The following is an 18,884-nucleotide window of genomic DNA, read 5'->3' on the forward strand; positions in this document are numbered from 1 at the left end:
ATTCAGAAATAACGTACCCACGCCTGCCGCGACGTGCGCTTGTACTGGGCGAACGCGCGGCAGGGAAAGTACAGCACGGGCATCAGGGCCAGCGCGATCAGCCACACTTGCCAGATATGTTCGACGCCGTAGCGGGTGCCATGGTTGGCGCCCAGCACCGCCGTCAGGGTGATGCCGATCACCAGCAGCAAATATAGGTGCAGCAGATAGTAAAACATCGGCGCGCCGCCAAAGGTGGCGCAAGCGCGCGTGAACCAGTTATCGACGCTTTCCAGCCAGGCCAGGCCCAGCAAGCCCAGGCCCAGGGTGAACAGGAGAAAATCCAGCGACGGCGGATACTTGGTGAAGTTCAGCACGCTCATGACCGTGCGCAGGGCCGTGTCGCCGGCCACCCACGGCATGGTTTCGCCGTAGATATTGAAGCCGCGCAGCACCGCCAGCAGCAGCAAGCTGCCGACACCCAGCGCCAGCAACAGGCGACGCCGTCCCTCCGGCGAACGGCTGCGCGCATACAGGGGCCCGGCCGCATAGCCGAGCACGATCACGCCTATCCACGGCAGCAGCGGGTAGCTGACCTTGATTTTCATGGCGCCGTCGGCCACCAGGTAGCCCCGTTGCAGCAGCAACGTCAGCAGATAATAGGCAAAGCTGCCCTCTTGCGCGCGCACGCCGGTCAACAGATGCTGGCCCGCGACAATCGCCACGCCGAGCACGACCAGCACTTTCAACGGCAGCTTATGCAGCACGGCCAGCGCCATCATGGCCAGGCCGATGACCCAGATCACCTGCAAATACAGCACGGCCGGCGGAAACGCCCCGCTCCACGCGAAATTGACGAACACCAGTTCCAGCACGACCAGCAACAAACCCCGTTTGAACAAGAAACCCGCGGCGCTGCGCGGACCGCCGGCCGGATGCGCGTACAGCCAGGCCGACAAGCCTGTCAGGAAAACGAACATGGGCGCGCACACGTGGGCGGCCAGGCGGGTAAAGAACAGGGCAGGATCGACGCCGGCCGCATCCATGGGGTCGCTCACCTGATGGTGTAAAAAGACCGTTTCGCGCACATGATCGAACAGCATGATCAGCATGACGAGGCCGCGCAGTACGTCGATGACGGCGATGCGGGCGCGCAGGGTGGCGGGGGAAGTCAGGGAGGCAGTCATTTATTCATTTTAAATAGAAGGGTAAGAGTAGCGTGCGTACCCCAACGGCAGAAACTGGGGTCGGACCCGCCGGGGGAATACGCCCCAGTGGGGCGCATTCCGATTCCAAAGGAACTGACCCCGGCATTTTGCTGTTGGGTGAATACATCAAAACCTGTAATGTGCATTCAGGGTCACCGTGCGCTCGGCCCCCGGCGCCACCCACAAGGGGCTATAGGAACTCGCATAGTAGCTGCGGTTGAACAGGTTTTCCACGTTCAGGGCCAGGCGCAGTTTCGCATTCGGAGAGTAGGACGCCAGCAGCTTGGCCGTCGTGTAGGCCGGCAAGGTAAAGCTGCTGCTGACGGCGACGTCGCCCAGGCGCTCGCCCACGTATTGCACGCCGCCGCCCACGCTGGCCGTGCCCGTGGCCAGCGCGAATTGCTGCGTGGCGAGTACATTGGCGCTGTGGCGCGGCACGTTGGCGAAGCGGCTGCCCGTCACGATCGTATTGTCGCCGCGCGTGACGGTGGCGTCCGTATAAGCATAGGCGCCCGAGACGCGCAAGCCGCGCGCCACTTCACCCGACACGTCGAGCTCCAGGCCTCGGCTGCCCACCTCGCCCGCCGCGATGGCGAAGTCCGTGTTGGCGGGATTGGTCGTCAGCACATTGCGCTTGCGGATGTCGTACACGGCAACGGTGCCCGTCAGCTTGCCCGTTTCCAGCTTCGCGCCCAGCTCATACGAGCGGCTGCGCTCGGCCGGGAAAGCCTGGTTGGCGAGGCTGATGCCGCTGTTGGGGCGGAAGCCCTTGGCCGCGCTCGCATACAGCGACCATGCCTTCGACGGCTGGTAGACGAGGCCCGCGCGGGGACTGGTGGCCGACAGCGACTGGCGGTTGCTCACGTTCAGGCGCCGGTTCGTCACGTCCTGCGTGTACGTATCGTGGCGCACGCCGACCAGCGCCTTCCATTGCGCGCCCAAGTCGATTTGATCCTGCGCATACAGGCCACGCGCCCGTTGCCCTTCCTGCGTGTCGATGGACAGGGCCAGCGGAGCGGCCTTGCCGCCGTACACGGGCGCATAAATATCGATGGCATATGGATTGCCAGCGGACGGATTGCGGCGCAACTGCACGCGGTGGTCGTCGAAGTGATAGGCGTCGATACCGGCCAGCACCTCGTGCGCCAGCGCGCCCGTCCTGAACTTGCCCAGCACTTCGACACGGGCCGAGACGTCGGTGGCGGAAAAATCGCGGTGGCGGCGCTGGCGGTTCAGGGTGCGGCCATCGGCCAGCAGCTTGTTCGCCTCGGTCGAATAGCCGCTCAATTCGCTGTCGCGGTAGGACGCGCCCGCCTGCACCGACCAATCGTCGGACAGCGCGTGGTGGATGAACAGTTGCTGTCCCAGCGACTTGACCGTCATGGGACCGTCATCCGGTTCGCCCAGGAAGCGGGTGACAGGGACAAGACCCAGCTGGCCATTGACGGCCACCACACCCCGGTCGAACGGCGCGCGCTGGCGCACGGCTTCGATTTCATACGACACGGTCGTATGCTCGCCCGCCAGCCAGAGAAACGAAGGCGAAAACAGGCTGCGTTCGACCTTCACGGTATCGCGGAAGCTGTACCCTGCTTCATGCGCCGCGTTCAGGCGGTAGGCGACGGTATCGCTCAACGGTCCCGTCACATCCACGGCAGCGCGGCGCGTCTGGAAACTGCCCAAGGACAGGTCGGCGCTGACTTCGGGCGCGAACTTCGGCTTTTTCGTCGTGATGTTCACCGTGCCGCCCGGCTCGCCCCGGCCGTACAGCGCCGATGCGGGGCCTTTCAGCACTTCCACGTTCTGCGTATTGCCGCCGTCGCGCATGCCGTTGTAGCCGCGGCTGGAACTGAAACCGTTGACCATGTAGTCGGAACCGAAGTTCGGATCGCCCGTGAAGCCGCGCATGGCGTAGCTGTCCCACAGCCCGCCCAGCGGACTTTGCTTGGCGATGCCGCTGGCCAGGTCCAGCGCGCCGGCCAGTGTCGTCACGCCCGCATCGCGCAGCAGGTCGCTAGTAAGCACGCGCACGCTTTGCGGCAAATCCATCAGCAAGGCATCCGTCTTGGTGGCGCCCGTGGCGGACAGGCTGCGGTAATGCTGGCGTTCGGCCTTGACGGTGACGACGTCGTGCGCGTCGGGCTGGTCGGCGGCAGGATCGAAGGCCAGCGCCAGGGGACTGGCGGCGGCCAGCAAGAGCGCCACGGGGCGGCGGTAGGACACGGACATGGAATTCCTGACGAGGGCGCAAATCAATGCAATAGGCTTGCATTATAATTGATAATCAATTCTCATTAAAGCCCTCAGCAACAATCTGCGCCAAAAACTCCACGAACACCTGCACCTTGGCCGCGCGCAGCTGGCGCGGATGGAACAGCGCCCACAGGTCCGGTCCCCGCGTGCGGAACGCTGGCAGCACGGGCACCAGCGTACCCTCGCGCAGCGGCTGCAACACGGAAACGGACAGCGCCTGCACGATGCCGCACCCGGCCTGGGCGGCGGCGATCATCGATTCGATGTGGTCGAAGGCCAGGGCGGCCGGCGGCGTGTGCGCATAGGGTTCGCCCGCATCCCCGTCCTGGAACAGCCACGGCCGCACCTGGCGCGCTTTCGGATACAGGAAATGCAGGCAGGCGAATTGCTCCAGTTCCTGCGGCGATGACGGCATGCCATACCGGGCGACAAAGTCGGGCGAGGCGCAGCACAGGTAATCCATGTGGAGCAGGCTGCGCGCCACCAGCGATGAGTCCTGCGGTTCGCCGATGCGCAGCAGTACGTCGATCCCCTCTTCCACCATGTCGACCAGGCGGTCGCTGACCGTCAGGCGCAGGGAAATGTCGGGATAGGCGGCGGTAAAGCGGGGCAAGGCGGGCGCCACCAGGTTGCGGCTGATGCTGCTGGGCATGTCCACGCGCAAGCTGCCCGAGGGTTTCCCGGCCGCCTGTTCCAGACTGGCTTCCAGCGCCGCCATGTCGGCCAGCACCTGGCGCGCCTGCGCATGGCAGTGCCGGCCTTCGGCCGTCAGCGACATGCTGCGCGTGGTCCGCTGCAAGAGCCGCACGCCGAAGTGTTTTTCCAGCGCCGCCACCTGGTTCGTCACGGACGAGGTCGAGATGCCCAGACGCTGCGCCGCCTTGCTGAAACCGCCCGCCTCGACCACGGCGCAAAACACGTGCATTGCTTCCAGCCTGTCCATGTATTTCTCTCCTGTTTTCCAATGATTATCCACGATACTGAAATAGTGCATCGGGCCACGCCCCGTTTTTCTTTGTGCCGTCGCCGCCTAGACTGGGGCATCCACCACAGGAGAATCCCATGCAAGCCCTCGTCCTCACCCGCTTTTCCGTTCCCATGACCATCGAGCACCTGCCCGTGCCGCAGCCCGGCCCCGGGCAAGTCCTCGTGCGCATCGCCGCCAGCGGCGTCAATCCGCTCGACACGAAGATCGCCGCCGGCGCCGCCCCGCACGCCCGGCCCCGCCTGCCCGCCATCCTCGGCATCGACGTGGCCGGCACGGTGGCGGCCGTGGGCGATGGCGTGACGACTTTTCACGTAGGCGAAAGAGTGTATGGCATGGCGGGCGGCATAGCCGGCATCCAGGGCTCGCTGGCCGAGTACGGCGTCTTCGACGCAGCGCTGCTGGCGTCCGTGCCGCCGGCGCTGAGCCTGCGCGAAGCGGCCGCCCTGCCCCTCGTCTTCATCTCGGCCTGGGAAGGGCTGGTCGATCGTGCCCGCGTGCAGGCGGGCGACACCGTGCTCGTGCATGGCGGCGCGGGCGGCGTGGGCCACATGGCCGTGCAGCTTGCCGTCGCCCTTGGCGCCAGGGTGTTCGCCACGGGCAGCGCCGCCAGCCGCGCCGCCATCGAAGCGCTGGGCGCCCGTTTCATCGATTACCGCACCAGCACGGTGAACGACTACGTGGCCGAACACACGGGCGGCGCCGGCTTCGACATCGTCTACGATACGGTGGGCGGCGCCACCCTGGACGCCAGCTTCCAGGCGGCGCGCCTCTACGGCGGCCACGTCGTCAGCTGCCTGGGCTGGGGCACGTTCGCGCTGAGTCCGCTGACGGCGCGCGCGGCGAGCTATTCCGGCGTGTTCACCCTGCTGCCCCTGCTGAGCGGCCACGGCCACGCGCGCCATGGCGCGATTCTGCGCGAAGCGAACAAGTTAATAGAGGCGGGCAAGCTGCAGGTGCGGCTCGATCCACGCCGCTTTACCCTGCGCACGGCGCACGATGCGCATGCGGCGCAAATCGACGGCAGCGCGCGCGGCAAGCTGGTGGTGGAGGTGGCCGACTGAACGCCGGCTTGTGACTTGTCGGCGGAAACGCTAATATGCAAGCATTAACTTGCATATTGATGAGGCCGAGCATGCGTGAAAATCTGGAAAAACTGCTGGCGCAGGGACGCGACAACGCCCTGCTGCGCTTTGGCCTGGGAGATGCCTGCCTGAAAGAGCATGACGCCGAGCAAGCCGCCGTCCACCTGGCGCAAGCCACCACGCAGCAGCCCGGCTATTCCGCCGCGTGGAAACTGCTGGGCAAGGCCTTGCAGCAGCTGGGCCGCCTGGATGCAGCGCAAGCCGCCTGGACGACGGGCGTGACCGTGGCCCGGCAGCAAGGCGACCTGCAAGCCGTCAAGGAAATGACGGTGTTCCTGAAACGCCTGCAAAAACAGCAGCAGGCGACAGGTTAAAACGATTTAGTGCGCGTGCGCCGCGCCCTTGGCCTCAAGAGGCAACGCTTCGCCCCGTTCCTTCGCCAGGCGCTTGGCCAGCAAGCCGCCCGCTTCGGCCGCATAGGCGCGGCAGGCGCCGGCGTCGATCAGGGGATTGTCCGCGCCGTTGCGCCTGGCGGCCTTGCCCAGCACGTCCGTCGTGCCCGGATGCACGGGGATGATGATGTCGCATGGCAAGGCGGCCACCTTGGCGATGCTCGCTTCGAACGAAGCTGAAATGTCCGGTGTGCCACCCTTGCCGGTGTAAGTAAAATTGCCGCTGGCATACGGGTTCAGGCTGTCCGCATACACGACGTCCAGGCAGCGCTCGCCTTCGCACGAGGTCCACGTCCACGTCGTGCCGCCTGGCGTGTGGCCCGGCGTCATGTGGGCAGTCAAGGTCAACGGTCCCACCTTGACGGTATCGCCCTCGCCCACCAGGCTGACCTTGCGCACCTTGGCGACGTGCACGACGGGATTGGCCTGGTACTGCGGATCGTCCTTGCCGTTCGTGCCGCTTTGCAGGCCAAGGGCGCCCGAGGCGCTGGCCATCACGGTGGCGCCACTGGCCCGTTGCAGCGCGGCAATGCCGCCCGCATGGTCCCAATGGGCGTGCGAATTGAGGATATATTTCACGTCCTCGATGCGAAAGCCCAGCGCCTGGATACTCGCGATGATCAGGGGCGCCGATTGCGGCAGCGCGCCGTCGAGCAGGATATGGCCCTGCGGACTCGTCACCAGCACGGCGGACAGGCCGGCCGTGCCCACGTACCAGGTATTGCCAAAGACATTGAACGGCTTGACGGGCGCGTTCCATTCCTTGCAACTATCACAATTAACAGGTTTATCCTGCACCGGTGCGGGCGTCTTCGCCTGCACCGTGCCAGCCGCCATGGTCGCAACCGTAGCCAGCATCAACTTCGCCAATAGTGTCATCTTCATCTCCAGAGTGTCAAAAAGAAGGGCACGCGCGGTGGCGCGCCCAGGGGGGTATCAATGCATGCGGCCGGTCCTGTCGGCCAGGGTGTCGCGGATGTGTCCGGCGTCGAGCGAGCGCCGCTGCGCGCCATCGGCGTCCAGCAGCACCACGGTGACGTGCTTGCCGCCGCTGCGCATGCGCATGCTCAGGCAGCTGCCCGCCTCGTGGCTGCTGCCCGTCTTGGACAGCAGAATGTCCCAGCCCTTGCCGCCCACCAGCGGGTTGGTGTTGTGCAAGGTGCGCGCCTTGCCATTGACGGCCACGCTCGCTTGCGGGTGGCTGGTGATGCGCGCGATGTCCGGGTAGCGCGCGGCGGCCGCAACGATCTTCGCCACCTCGCTGGCCGTCGACGTATTCGCGGGCGAACTGCCGACCGGGTCCGTCAGGGTGGTGCGCGTCAAGCCCAGGCTGCGTATCTTCGCTTGCAAGGCTTGATGAAACGCTGCGTTGCCACCGGGATAGGTGCGCGCCAGCGCGGCGGCGGCGCGGTTCTCGGACGGCAACAGCGCCAGTTGCAACAGCGCGCCGCGCGACACGGCCACACCCTCGGCCAGCAGGCTGTGGCGCTGCGAGGACGAGCCGCCATCGGCGCGCACGATGCGCAGCTGCTCATTCGGGTCGAGACCCGCGTCCAGCACCACCATGGCCGTCATCAGCTTGGTGATCGAGGCGATGGGCACGACGGCGTCCGCATCCTTCGCCATCAGCACCTTGCCGCTGGCGTCATCGAACACCAGCATGTGCTTCGCGCTGACGGGCAAGGCCAGCATGCCGGCGGCGGCCTCGGCCAGGGTCGCCCCGTTGACGGCAGGCTTGCCCTGCGTCTGCAGCAGCAAGGTGGCGCAGGCCAGCAGCAAGGCGGGCACGGCCAGTTTCCAGCCGGCCGTATCAAGCCCGGGCGCCATCAGGCGTTCGATTCGCGTCAGCAAGGCCCCGCCCCTTGCCGACATCAGCAGGCCGCCATGCTGCGGCGCGGCCGTGTGCAGGGACAAGGCATGCAGCGCCGTGGCCAGCTGCTGCGGGTCTTGCAGCGCTTGCGCGGCCAGGGCGTCGGCCACCTGTTCCCGCTCGGCCCGCATGCGCGCCGACAGCCACCAGACGACAGGGTGAAAGAACAGCAGCGCCTCGGCCACGCTTTGCAACAGGTTGACCAGGTAATCCCAGCGCCGCACGTGCGCCAGCTCATGCGCCAGCAGCGCTTCGAGCAAGGCGACGGGCATGCCGCTCAACAAGGCGGCCGGCAGCAGGATGACGGGGCGCCAGAAACCCACGGTGACGGGACTGGCCAGTCCCGCATGCAGTTTCAGCGGAATCTGGCCTCTGCGGCGCAAGCCCATGCGCAAGGCCAGCGCATCGAGACGCGCCTGCCAGATGGCCGGCGCGGCCACTGCCTGACGGCGCAGCTTGCCGACCCAGGCCAGGCCCAGGCACAGGCGCAAGCTCATCAGGCCGACACCGGCGCTCCAGGCCAGCACCAGGGCCGGCATCCACGCTTGCAGCGCGGCGCGCCAGGCGGGCGGCGCGTCCAGCGCCAGCCGGGCCGGCGAGACGCCCGACAGCAGCGACAGCAGGTGGATGGCGGGGATACACAGGCACAGCAACAGCGCCAGCGCGCAGACGGCATAGCGCCAGCGCGCGCTGGCGTGGCGCAGCAGCCGCAGCAGGACGGCGGACACGGCGCCGACGATCACGCCCTGCCAGACAAAATACAGCAGGACCCAGCCCAGGGCCGGGACGAGGTTGCCCAGATCGATGCCCAAGCGCAGGTCCAGGTTCATGGCGCCTTGCCGTCCTTGCTGCGCAGGATTTTTTCAATTTCCAGGCGTTCCGCGTCGCTCACGTGCTCGCGCAGCGCCGTCAGCACGAGCGCCTTGCCGGAACCGGAAAACACCTTGCCGATCAAGTCCTTGAGCAAGCTGGTCTGCAATTTTTCCTGCGCTTCGACGGCCGCATACAGCTGCGGCCGTTGGCTTTCATCACGGCTCAGGAGTCCCTTGCCATGCATCAGTTGCAACTGGCGCAGCACGGTGGCGTAGCTGGCGTCGGCGCGTTCCGCGGCCAGGGCGTCATACACGGCGCGCGCGTCGGACGGACCGCGCTGCCACAGGATGCGCAGCAGGTCCAGTTCGGCGGCCGTGGGATGGGGAGTGGAGGTATTTTTCAGCATGCCGCTAGAATACCGATTCTAGAACGCCATGTCTAGAACTTTTTTTCTAGAATGTGGAGGCGACTAGAAATCGCGCAGGCGGTCGAACAAGGCATACAGCGCCGCTACCTCGAGCAGTTGCGCCTGCGTCAGCACCTGCTCCAGCGCCACGTAGATTTCATCGCGCTCCACCGTTTCGATGATGCTGGAACGCCGCTCGATCTGGTTGAACACGGCGACATAGGCCGTGACCATTTCCTGCGCCATGGCATGCACAGTCTCGGAATCGCTCACGCCGTCAAGGGTGCGCGCCGTGGCCAGCAGTTTTTTATACGCCTGCGCCGCCTTCCTGGCATACGCCGCCGAGATGTGCTCGCGGCCATCCCAGTCGCGGAACGGGTTGTCCAGGTTTTCCGCCAGCCACTCGGGCTTGCGCGGCCGCGTCACCGACAGGTTCAAGCCCAGCGCCGCGGCCTTTTTATAGCTGGCCTTGATGGCCTTGGCCGCATCGGCCGGCAGGCTGGCAAGGTGCAGGCTGGACAAGGATGGCAACTGCGCCGGCGTGGGGAAGTCGTCAGGGCCGTAGCCAAACAGTTCATACGCGGTGAACTCTTGCAGGCGGGCCAATGTGGCGATGCTGGCCACGTTCGACGCCAGCCCCGGCTTGCCCCAGACGGTCAGGTCGGTCAGCCCGGGAAAACGCTGCGCCACCACGTCGAAATCCACGGTCGGCATCGCGCTCAGCGACAGGTGCATCAATTCATCGAGGCCGTGGAATGGCGCCAGGGCGCCGCAACACTGCAGGCGCAGGAAGCGCCCTGCATGCGGGTCGTCGATGCGCAGCGACGGCGACGGTGCGCCATTCAGTATCAGGGTGTTCAAGCCCTCGTTCAGGCGCAGTGATCGCAAGCCTTCGGCATGCACGATGAGGCGGCCGACATTGCTGTTGCTCAAGTCGAGTTCGCTCACCGTCGATGACTGCCACTGCACTTCGCTGATGATCGGGTTGCCGTTGATATAGGCGGCCAGCGCCGCGCTGCCGTCGCGCGTCTCAATCGCCGTCAGGCAAGGCAGCTGGTCCAGTTCGGACAGATCGCCGAGCGCCTGCAGGACGCCATCGCCGATGCGGCTCGTATTCTGGCGCAGGGACTGGCCGCCTATGCGCACTTCCTCGCTCGATGCCGCCTTGAAGCGCAGGCGCCTGGCCGGGTCGACCTGCTCCCAGCGGCGCTGCCGATACAGACTGTCGCCCATGTGCCAGCCGCCGCTGTAGCTCTTCACTTGCGTATCGACCAGAGGCGCGATATTGGCCACCAAGGTGTAAGCCCGCGGCACCCTGGCATTGACGAAACTGTGGTCGTGGCGGCGGTTCCAGAAATAGTAATCGCACACCAGCGGGCGCATCAATTGCACGGCCGCCGCATCGGGCAAGGCGTCGCCCGCCCAGTCCAGCTCCAGGACGGCGGCCAGCGGCGCCCTGCCGGACGAAGCGTCGTCCTCGATGGCGGTGACCTGGCAAGCCACATACTGCTGCAGCCTGGACGAAAACACGCTGTAAATATCTCCAACCTTGGCAAGCACGTCATTTCCTTGTATCGAACGGTGAGGGCAGCACGATAGCAAAAATTGGCGGCGCGCGGCGTACGCGCCGCCGGAGCCGCCAGGGTGTTTACCCGGCTCAGTCCACGTGCAATTTGTGGTGCATGCGCCGCAGGCCCAGCCACACGCCGGCCGCCACGAACGGCACCAGCGCGCCGACGAGGATTTCCGGATTCACGGGCAGCCCCAGCACCTTGGCCGCCTTGCCCGTGTAGCTGAACAGGCCGATCACGTAATACGAAATGGCGGCCACGGACAAGCCTTCCACCGCTTGCTGCAAGCGCAGCTGCTGCGCGGCGCGGGCGTTCATCGATTGCAGGATTTGCCGGTTCTGCAATTCCTGCACGATGCCGACGCGCGTGCGCAGCAAGTCATTCGTGTTGGCGATGCGCTGCGCCATCGCTTCCTGGCGGCTGGCCATCGCTTCACACGTATTCATGGCGGGCGTCAAACGGCGGTCCATGAATTCCTCGACCGTGGGGATGCCCTCGATGCGCACTTCGCGCAACTCGTCGATGCGCGCCTTGACCAGGCCCATGTAGGCTTTCGAGGCGGAAAAGCGGTAGCTATTGTCGAGCGACAGCTTTTCAATGCGGGCCGCCAGGCGCGTGATGCGGTCGAGCAAGGCTTGTTCGGCTACGCCCTCGTCCGCCTTGCTGGCGCCCGGCGCGTCGTCCGTGTCGACCATGGCGGCGGCCAGGGTCGCCAGCTCATTCTCGATGGCATTCAACGAAGGCGCCGCCTGCATGGCGTAGGGCAAGCCCAACAAGGCCATCATGCGGTAGGTTTCGATTTCCAGCACGCGCTGCACCAAGCGGCCCGACTGCTGCGAGCGCATGCCCGCGTCGCGGATGACGAAACGGCTGAAGCCGTCCGACTGGATGGTGAAATCCGTCCACAGTTCGCCGCCCTGCAGCACCTTGCTGCCGGCCAGGGTATTGCCTTCGAACACGCGCGACAAGCCTTGCATGAAAATCTCGGCCGGGGCCAATGCCTGCTCCAGCACCACGTGCGCGGCCACCATCAGCTTGCCCTTCAAACCGACCAGCCACTGCTGCGGCAATTGCTCCAGCGGCATGCGCTCGAACGCCTGCGCCAAAGGCAAGGCCTGCCCCGGATGCTCGGCGAAGGTGAACGTGGCAAATTCCGTGTGGCATTCCCATTTCAGGCGGAAGCGGCCAAAGTCGTAATAAAAATACTTGGCTTCGGCGGCGGGTGGCGTGACGCCGAAATGCGTGCACAGGGCCGCCAGGGTGGCGTGCTGGGCCGCCATATTCGACGCGCCCGGCGCCGCGCTGTCATCCTTGTACACGGCCAGATGGGTGATCAGCTCGGGGGCGTCGAGCTGCAAAAACGGCCGCGAGTGGATTTCCGCGGCCAGCGGCACGCGCAAGGCGTGGTTCAAACTGGAGTTAATCAAGTGCATGATAGCCAAAGGTAAAGTTGCAAAACTGCTTAGACCCGCGCGCGTGCTGCTGTGCACGCGGCGAAGGTCTGATTGTCACAGTGTAACAAAGCAGGAAGCATGCCACTTTTTTTCAAGGCCGATCATGTCGTTTAGGCAAGTGCAGTCGCATCCTGCCCCTCCCCTTGGCGGCTGCCCAGCCACCAGAACGCGGCGGCCAGCGCCACGGCCGACGCCTGTCCCAGCGCCAGCTTGAACGCACTGTCGAACAGCAACGGTGCGACAAAACCGGACACCAGCGCAAACACCAGCATCTGCACGAAGTTTTGCAGGGACGCGGCCAGGCCCCGCATGCGCGGGAAAATGTCGAGCGTCGACATGGTCATGCCCGGCAAGGCCAGCGACATGCCGAACGCGTACAGCATCACGGGCACGACGGCGAACGGGATGCTGGCCGCGAACCAGTGGTTGTAGGCTATGTTGAGCGCGCCCGTGGCCGCCATGACCAGCAAGCCCCAGCGCACCAGCACGGTGCTTTTCACCACATGGGCCAGCTTGCCCGACAGCGCCGAGCCCAGCACCAGACCGGCCACCATGGGGATGAACATCCAGCCGAAGGCCGTTTCCGGCAAGCGCAGCAGTTCCAGGATGAAATGCGGGGCCGAGGCGATGTACAGGGCGAAGCCGCCAAAGGCGAAGGCCACGGCCAGCGAACGCAGCAGGAACGCCCGGTGGCGCAAGGCCAGCCAGTAATTGCGCGCGATGTTGCCTGGATGAAAGGGTTGGCGTTGCTCGACGGATAAACTTTCCGGCAAGCCTTTCAGACAGGCGAGCAACAGCAGCACCGTGACGGAAAAGGTGAACACGAACGTGGATTGCCAGCCATACGCCACATGCAGCCAGCCGCCGATGATGGGGGCGATGGCGGGCGCGATACCGAACACCATCATGATATTGGCCAGCATCTTTTGCGCGGCCGCGCCCGACAGGCTGTCGCGCACGATGGCTTGCCCGATGACCCGGCCCGCACCCGCCGAAGCGCCCTGCATGCCGCGGAAGAACAGCAGCCAGCCAAAGCTGGGCGCGAACGCTGCGCCGATGGAGCCGACGGCGAAGATCAGCAAGGAGGCGAGAATCACGGGACGGCGGCCAAACGAGTCGGACAAGGTGCCGTAGAACAAGGTCATGAAGGCATAGGCGGCCAGGTAGACGCTCAGGGTCTGCTGCACCAGCACGCTGCTGACGTCGAAATGCGCGCCAATCGCGGGAAACGACGGCAGGAAGGTATCGGTGGCGAACGGGCCCAGCATGGCCAGCCCGGCCAGCACCAGGGTCAGGTTACGGGCCTTCATGCGCCCGCCTGCGTGGCATATTGACGGCGCAAGCCATCGAGGGCCGCCAGCGAAAACGCGGCGATATGCCGGGCGATATCGGCGATGCCCGCCTCGTCATAGGTGATTTCCGGCACCACCAGTTCATGCACGATGCGCGAACGGGCATAGAACACGGCCTGGCCGATCACGCTGAACACGCATTTCTGCACCACCTCGTCCGGCATGGCCTCCCCCACCACACCGCGGATCAAGCCCGTAAACAGGGCGTGCTGCGGGCGCACATTGCGTTCGGCCAACTTGTGGATGGCGGCCGTCGGCTCGATCAGCTCGCGCGCCACCAGGCGGCTGAACAGGGAAGCGGGCCCCGAGCGCAGCATGTCGGAGACGAGCGCCTCGATGGCCAGGCGCAGCTGTTCCACCGGCGGCAACTGCGCCCGCGCGCTGGCGGCAGCCACGTCGGCGGCCGAGGCGCGCGCCAGCTCACGCGCGTAATCGAAGGCGGCCAGGTGCAGCTCTTCCTTGCTGTGAAAATAATAATTCACCATCGCCACGTTGACGTGGGCCGCTTCGCAGATCCTGCGCACGGACGCGAGCTTGTAGCCCTCGTCGGCAAACAGGTCCGCCGCCGCCTGCAGGATGCGCGCGCGCGCCGGTTCGTTTTCTTTTTCGCTTTCCTTTTCTTGCTTCATGCCATTCCCATCTTTTAAACAACCGTTTAATATTCTTCGGCATTGTATCAAACAGCTGTTTAATTTTCAGGCGGACGCAAAAAAGCCCGGCGGACCGGGCTTTTCACGGGTGTAGCGGGAAGCTTAGTGCTTCATCGCCGGCATCGGTGCCGAGGCGGCGCCCAGCGGACGGGCCACGGCATTGACTTCGATCGTTTCGCGGCGCTTGTCCTCGCCTTCGACGACGAGGGTCAGCGGAATCTTGTCGCCCGCCTTCACCTGCCCTTTGAGTTCCAGCAGCATCACGTGGTAGCCGCCCGGTTTCAATTCGACGGCTTTGCCGGCTGGCAAGGCGATTTCCTTGACCTGGCGCATGCGCATCATATTGTCCGTCATGCTCATTTCATGGATTTCCGCCACGCCGGCCACGGGCGAGCGCACTTCCAGCAGGCGCATGGCTTTCGGCGCCGTGATCTGCATGAAGGCGCCCGTGGCTTTTTGCTGGGGCACGGTGGCGCGCACCCACGGGTCGGTGATCTGCACGGAAGTCTGGGCAGCGGCGGAGAAGGACAGCACGGTCAGGGCCGTGGCCAGCAGGGTTTTCAGATGGGTCATGATCATTCCTCGGTAGGGTTATAAGGTGTATTTCGATTGCATCAGGGTCTTGATGTCTTGCACGCACTCGTCGCCCGTCAACTGGTGTTTCAAGCCCAGGCGCATGCGCCCCTCGGTGTCGAGCACATAGCTGATGGCCGTGTGGTCCATCGTGTACGAACTGCCGCTCGGCACGCGGCGGTAGAAGACCTTGTAATTGAAGGCCGTCTGCGCCGTCGCCTTCGGATCCGTGCGCAAGCCCAGGAAGCTGGGGTCGAAGGCACGCATGTATTCGCCCAGCAACTCGGGCGTGTCGCGCTCGGGGTCGATGCTGATGAAGATCACTTGCAGTTTGTCGGCATCCGGCCCCAGCTTCTGGCGGATTTCCAGCGCGCGCGACAAGGCTGTCGGGCACACGTCCGGGCATTGCGTGAAGCCAAAAAAGACCATCACGTACTTGCCCTTGAAGTCGGCCAGGGTGTACACCTTGCCGTCGGGGCCGCTCAACTTGAAGTCGGGCTTGTAATCGCCTCCCGTCAAGTCGAGGCCGTTGTAATGGGGTTTTGGCGCTGGTTCGCAAGCGGCAAGCGTAAGCAATCCCGCCGTGCCGGCGAGAAGGAAAAGACGACGTTTCATGGCATTCTGGCCCGATGGGCGTAGTGGATACAGTTAAGACGTGGAAGGCGTGACTGCTGCGTTCAGGCAGCAACAGGGGGGCCGCGCGGGCTGGCGGCCAGCCACGCGAACGGCGCCCGCGGCGCCTGGCAGAACAGGGGCGGATAGTGATCGTGGCCCGTGATGACGGCCAGCATCGATGACGACGATGGCGGCAAGCCCACGCTGCCCGCATGGCTCATGCAGAACGGGCAATGCTCGATGTGGTGCAGCACGGAATCGGTGGTGGACTTGGCGGCCGGCGCCAGGTCCGCTTGCGTGTAGACGGCGCCGCTGGCCGAGCAAATGTCGACGGCGGCATTGTTCGCGTTCGCGTGCAACGAGGCAAATGCATACGACAGGGATGGCGACAGCGCATTGAGCAGTATCGCCAGGCAGGCGAACCACATATGCCACTGTTTGCGCTTCAATAATGATCCCATGGCCCCGATTATAACGGAGTCCGGCTATCCGGGCGCCGGCCCGCGCAGGAACAGGCTGGGACGCACGCCGGCCACGTCCACGCAGGCGTCGCAAAACGCGGGGATCGAGGCGAAGCCGGAGCCGGCCGCCACTTGCGCCAGGTCGCGCTCGCCATGCACGCCGTCGGCGCCCGCCTGCGCCGCCGTGTGCAGCGCGTGCGCCAGGCGCTGCTCGCGCACCAGACTGAGCAACGCCTCGCCCTCGGAAAACAGGCGCGCCCTGGCCTTGTGCGGCGTCACTTGCCACAGGGCCGCCAGGCGCGCCGCCGTCCATTTGCCTTGCGGCGTATCAAAGATGTGCTGCGCCAGCGCCTGACTCCAGCGCTTGCCGCCGCCGTGGCCCCCCTCCGTTTCCTCGCCTTCCAGCGCCAGGGTGAACACGGCCGGCTTGCCCCGCCCCGGCATCACGTCGCAGGCGAAGCGCAAGAAGGCGGGCACGACGAAACTGTCGCCGCTGGCCAGCTTCTTGGTGGTGATTTCATTGTGCAAGGTCACAAAACCCTGGCGCACGGTGACGCGCAGCCTGAGCGGAAAGCGCAAGCCCAGCAAGTGCAAGGGATGATCGGAAACGAGGGCCATGCGTCAGGTCAAGATGGTGAACGAGCCGTCAGCATGCCACACATCGCGCAAGCAGTCTGTCATCACAGCGACGCCACGCCATAACGGCGCAAGCCATCGAGGTCGACCACGCGGATGGATTGGTAGGCGATGCTGATGAGCTTTAGTTCGGCCAGATGGCCCAGCGCCTGGTTCACGCGCTGGCGCGAAATGCCGGTCAGCAAGCCGATTTCTTCCTGCGACAGCTCAAGCACGCTGGAGGTGCGCGGATATAACATGGGGTGGAACAGCTGCGCGATCGCTTGCGCCACTTGCGCGTCGACGGCCAGCAGGCGCTGGTTCTGGATGGTGGCGATGAATTGGCCCATGCGCTCGTTCAGCTGGCGGATGACGAAGGCATTGAAGGACAGGCTCTCGGCCAGCAGCAGATGGAACAGGTCCACCGGCACGAGGAGGATGCTCGATGCGCGCACGGCCACCACGTCGTAGCGGCGCAATTCGCGCTTGAGCACGCTACCCTCGCCGCACCAGCCGCCCGCCGGCACGCCGGAAAACGTGGCGCCGCGCCCGTCGGCATTGTAGACGGCCAGCTTGATCAAGCCCGTGTGCACGCCGATCCAGTGCGCCGACGGTTCGCCGCGCCGCGTGATGAAGGCGCCCGCCTCGTAATGCCGCAGCACGCTGCCAGCGCGCAACAGGGCCTGATGCCGGGTATCGAGGGCCGTGAACCAGTCGTGGCTGTCGAGTTCGGGCACGGCACGCTCTACACTATCGTTGCTATCCATTTCATCCTTCTGTTGTCACTCGTCACCTGTCACCGCAGTTGTCACTAAGATGACAGTGATTTTCCAGCACCGGTGCTATGCTAACCGGTATCAATCCCGAAACAGGGAGCCGCAGAATTTTATTTAACAGGAGACAAGCATGACACCTGATTTCAATACCGGCCTCGGCAAAAACAGCGCCAACTACGCGGCCCTCACCCCGCTCGACTATATCGCCAGGGCAGCGGCAGTATATGGTAATCGCCTGGCAATTGCACATGGCGCCGTACGCCAGACGTGGCGCGAAACGTATGCGCGCACGCGCCGCCTGGCCTCCGGCTTGATCAAGCTGGGCGTGGGCACGGGCGACACGGTGGCCGTCATGTTGCCGAACACCCCCGCCATGGTGGAAGCGAGCTTCGGCGTCCCGATGGCCGGCGCCGTCCTCAATGCCCTCAACATCCGCCTCGACCTGGCCTCGCTGACCTTCATGCTGCGCCATGGCCAGGCGAAAGTCTTGCTGGCCGACACGGAATTCGCCGAGCTGGCGCGCCAGATGGCGGCGCAGATTCCCGGCCTGCGCGTGATCCAGGTCAATGACGTGCTGGGACCGGAAGTGGGTGCTTTTTCCGACCTCGACTATGAAAGCTTGCTGGCCAGCGGCGACCCCGACTACGACTGGCAGCCACCGGAGGACGAATGGGACGCCATCGCCCTCAACTACACGTCCGGCACCACGGGCGATCCGAAAGGCGTCGTTTACCACCACCGGGGCGCGGCGTTGAACGCCCTGTCGAACATCCTGGAATGGGACATGCCCAAGCATGCCGTCTACCTGTGGACCTTGCCCATGTTCCACTGCAATGGCTGGTGCTTCCCGTGGACCATCGCCGCGCGCGCGGGCGTGAACGTGTGCCTGCGCAAGTTCGAACCGAAACTCGTGTTCGACCTGATGCGCGAATTGCGCATCACCCACTATTGCGCGGCGCCCATCGTGCATGCGGCCCTGGCCAACGCGCCGGCCAACTGGCGCGACGGAATCGACTGGACCGTGCGCGGCATGGTGGCCGGCGCGCCGCCGCCGGCCGCCATGGTGGCGAAGATCGAAGCCATGGGTTTTGACTTGATCCACTCGTATGGTTTGACGGAAGTGTACGGTCCGGCCGCCATCTGCGCCGAGCAGGACGAGTGGGCGGCCTTGAGCCAGGAAGAGCGCGCAGTACTCAAATCGCGCCAGGGCGTGCGCTACCATTTGCAAAGCGCCGTCGCCGTGATCGACCCGGAAACCATGCAGCACGTGGCGGCCGACGGCGAACAGATCGGCGAGATCATGTTCCGTGGCAACATCTGCATGAAGGGTTACTTAAAAAATGAAAAGGCGACGCAGGAAGCGTTCGCGGGAGGCTGGTTCCACACGGGCGACCTGGGCGTCATGTATCCGGACGGCTATATCAAGCTGAAGGACCGCAGCAAGGACATCATCATTTCCGGCGGCGAGAACATTTCCAGCGTGGAAGTCGAAGACGCCTTGTACCACCACCCGCAAGTGCTGGCCGCCGCCGTCATCGCCCAGCCGGACGAGAAATGGGGCGAGACGCCGTGCGCCTTCGTCGAGCTGCGCGAGGGCGGCACGGTGACGGAAGCGGAATTGATCGCCTTCTGCAAGAACAACCTGGCCGGGTTCAAGGTGCCGAAAGCCATTTATTTCGGCCCCCTGCCCCGCACATCGACGGGCAAGATCCAGAAGTTCGAATTGCGCAAGCGCATGCAGTCGGACAAGGCCATCGACGTCTAGG

The 18,884-nt window shown here is 64.9% G+C and carries 18 protein-coding genes; 3 read left to right on the forward strand and 15 right to left on the reverse strand.

Annotation, left to right across the window (positions count from 1 at the left end; all coding sequences use genetic code 11):
* Positions 1-2: 2 nt before the first annotated feature.
* The 3 genes from GCN78_RS14675 to GCN78_RS14685 form a co-directional block, all read right to left on the reverse strand.
* Complete coding sequence (locus tag GCN78_RS14675) at positions 3-1,166, reverse strand: DUF1624 domain-containing protein (protein ID WP_152252359.1); 1,164 nt, start codon at positions 1,164-1,166, stop codon at positions 3-5.
* 147 nt (positions 1,167-1,313) lie between these two features.
* Complete coding sequence (locus tag GCN78_RS14680) at positions 1,314-3,416, reverse strand: TonB-dependent siderophore receptor (protein WP_193316741.1); 2,103 nt, start codon at positions 3,414-3,416, stop codon at positions 1,314-1,316.
* A 55-nt stretch (positions 3,417-3,471) separates the two neighbouring features.
* Positions 3,472-4,383, reverse strand: coding sequence for a LysR family transcriptional regulator (locus tag GCN78_RS14685; RefSeq protein WP_152252360.1), 912 nt, complete (start codon positions 4,381-4,383; stop codon positions 3,472-3,474).
* Between the two features lie 119 nt (positions 4,384-4,502).
* On the opposite strand from GCN78_RS14685, the gene GCN78_RS14690 reads away from it, so the two are divergent.
* Positions 4,503-5,489, forward strand: a complete 987-nt coding sequence (locus tag GCN78_RS14690; RefSeq protein ID WP_152252361.1) for a zinc-dependent alcohol dehydrogenase family protein — start codon at positions 4,503-4,505, stop codon at positions 5,487-5,489.
* A gap of 71 nt (positions 5,490-5,560) precedes the next feature.
* Positions 5,561-5,884, forward strand: a complete 324-nt coding sequence (locus GCN78_RS14695) for a tetratricopeptide repeat protein (RefSeq protein ID WP_152252362.1) — start codon at positions 5,561-5,563, stop codon at positions 5,882-5,884.
* Positions 5,885-5,890: 6 nt separating this feature from the next.
* Here GCN78_RS14695 and bla read toward each other — a convergent pair whose 3' ends face one another.
* The 12 genes from bla to GCN78_RS14755 all read right to left on the reverse strand — a co-directional run bounded on the left by bla (position 5,891) and on the right by GCN78_RS14755 (position 17,109).
* Entirely contained in the window at positions 5,891-6,841 is a 951-nt protein-coding gene (gene bla / locus GCN78_RS14700) for a subclass B3 metallo-beta-lactamase (protein WP_226939644.1), read from the reverse strand.
* Positions 6,842-6,898: 57 nt separating this feature from the next.
* The gene (locus tag GCN78_RS14705; protein WP_152252363.1) at positions 6,899-8,662 is read right to left on the reverse strand and encodes a M56 family metallopeptidase; all 1,764 of its coding nucleotides are present in this window, start codon (positions 8,660-8,662) and stop codon (positions 6,899-6,901) included.
* A complete protein-coding gene (locus GCN78_RS14710; protein WP_152252364.1) occupies positions 8,659-9,051 on the reverse strand; it encodes a BlaI/MecI/CopY family transcriptional regulator in 393 nt (130 codons plus the stop codon). Before GCN78_RS14710 ends, GCN78_RS14705 begins: the two co-directional genes overlap by 4 nt.
* A 63-nt stretch (positions 9,052-9,114) precedes the next feature.
* Positions 9,115-10,611, reverse strand: a complete 1,497-nt coding sequence (locus GCN78_RS14715; RefSeq protein WP_152252365.1) for a hypothetical protein — start codon at positions 10,609-10,611, stop codon at positions 9,115-9,117.
* A 97-nt stretch (positions 10,612-10,708) separates the two neighbouring features.
* A complete protein-coding gene (locus tag GCN78_RS14720) occupies positions 10,709-12,055 on the reverse strand; it encodes a DUF3422 family protein (protein ID WP_152252366.1) in 1,347 nt (448 codons plus the stop codon).
* 131 nt (positions 12,056-12,186) lie between these two features.
* Positions 12,187-13,386, reverse strand: coding sequence for a multidrug effflux MFS transporter (locus GCN78_RS14725; protein WP_152252367.1), 1,200 nt, complete (start codon positions 13,384-13,386; stop codon positions 12,187-12,189).
* A complete protein-coding gene (locus tag GCN78_RS14730; RefSeq protein ID WP_152252368.1) occupies positions 13,383-14,057 on the reverse strand; it encodes a CerR family C-terminal domain-containing protein in 675 nt (224 codons plus the stop codon). The genes GCN78_RS14725 and GCN78_RS14730 overlap by 4 nt, the downstream gene beginning before the upstream one ends.
* Before the next feature lie 123 nt (positions 14,058-14,180).
* Positions 14,181-14,651, reverse strand: a complete 471-nt coding sequence (locus GCN78_RS14735; RefSeq protein ID WP_193316742.1) for a copper chaperone PCu(A)C — start codon at positions 14,649-14,651, stop codon at positions 14,181-14,183.
* 18 nt (positions 14,652-14,669) lie between these two features.
* Positions 14,670-15,266, reverse strand: coding sequence for an SCO family protein (locus GCN78_RS14740; RefSeq protein WP_226939645.1), 597 nt, complete (start codon positions 15,264-15,266; stop codon positions 14,670-14,672).
* A gap of 62 nt (positions 15,267-15,328) precedes the next feature.
* A complete protein-coding gene (locus GCN78_RS14745; protein ID WP_226939646.1) occupies positions 15,329-15,727 on the reverse strand; it encodes a DUF2946 domain-containing protein in 399 nt (132 codons plus the stop codon).
* 24 nt (positions 15,728-15,751) lie between these two features.
* Positions 15,752-16,345, reverse strand: a complete 594-nt coding sequence (locus GCN78_RS14750) for a helix-turn-helix transcriptional regulator (RefSeq protein ID WP_152252369.1) — start codon at positions 16,343-16,345, stop codon at positions 15,752-15,754.
* Positions 16,346-16,407: 62 nt separating this feature from the next.
* Complete coding sequence (locus GCN78_RS14755) at positions 16,408-17,109, reverse strand: Crp/Fnr family transcriptional regulator (protein ID WP_152252370.1); 702 nt, start codon at positions 17,107-17,109, stop codon at positions 16,408-16,410.
* Positions 17,110-17,248: 139 nt separating this feature from the next.
* Between GCN78_RS14755 and GCN78_RS14760 the strand changes: the two genes are divergently transcribed.
* The gene (locus tag GCN78_RS14760; protein WP_152252371.1) at positions 17,249-18,883 is read left to right on the forward strand and encodes an acyl-CoA synthetase; all 1,635 of its coding nucleotides are present in this window, start codon (positions 17,249-17,251) and stop codon (positions 18,881-18,883) included.
* The last annotated feature ends 1 nt before the right edge of the window (position 18,884 follow it).

This window comes from Janthinobacterium rivuli (assembly GCF_009208735.1).
GTDB lineage: Bacteria > Pseudomonadota > Gammaproteobacteria > Burkholderiales > Burkholderiaceae_D > Janthinobacterium.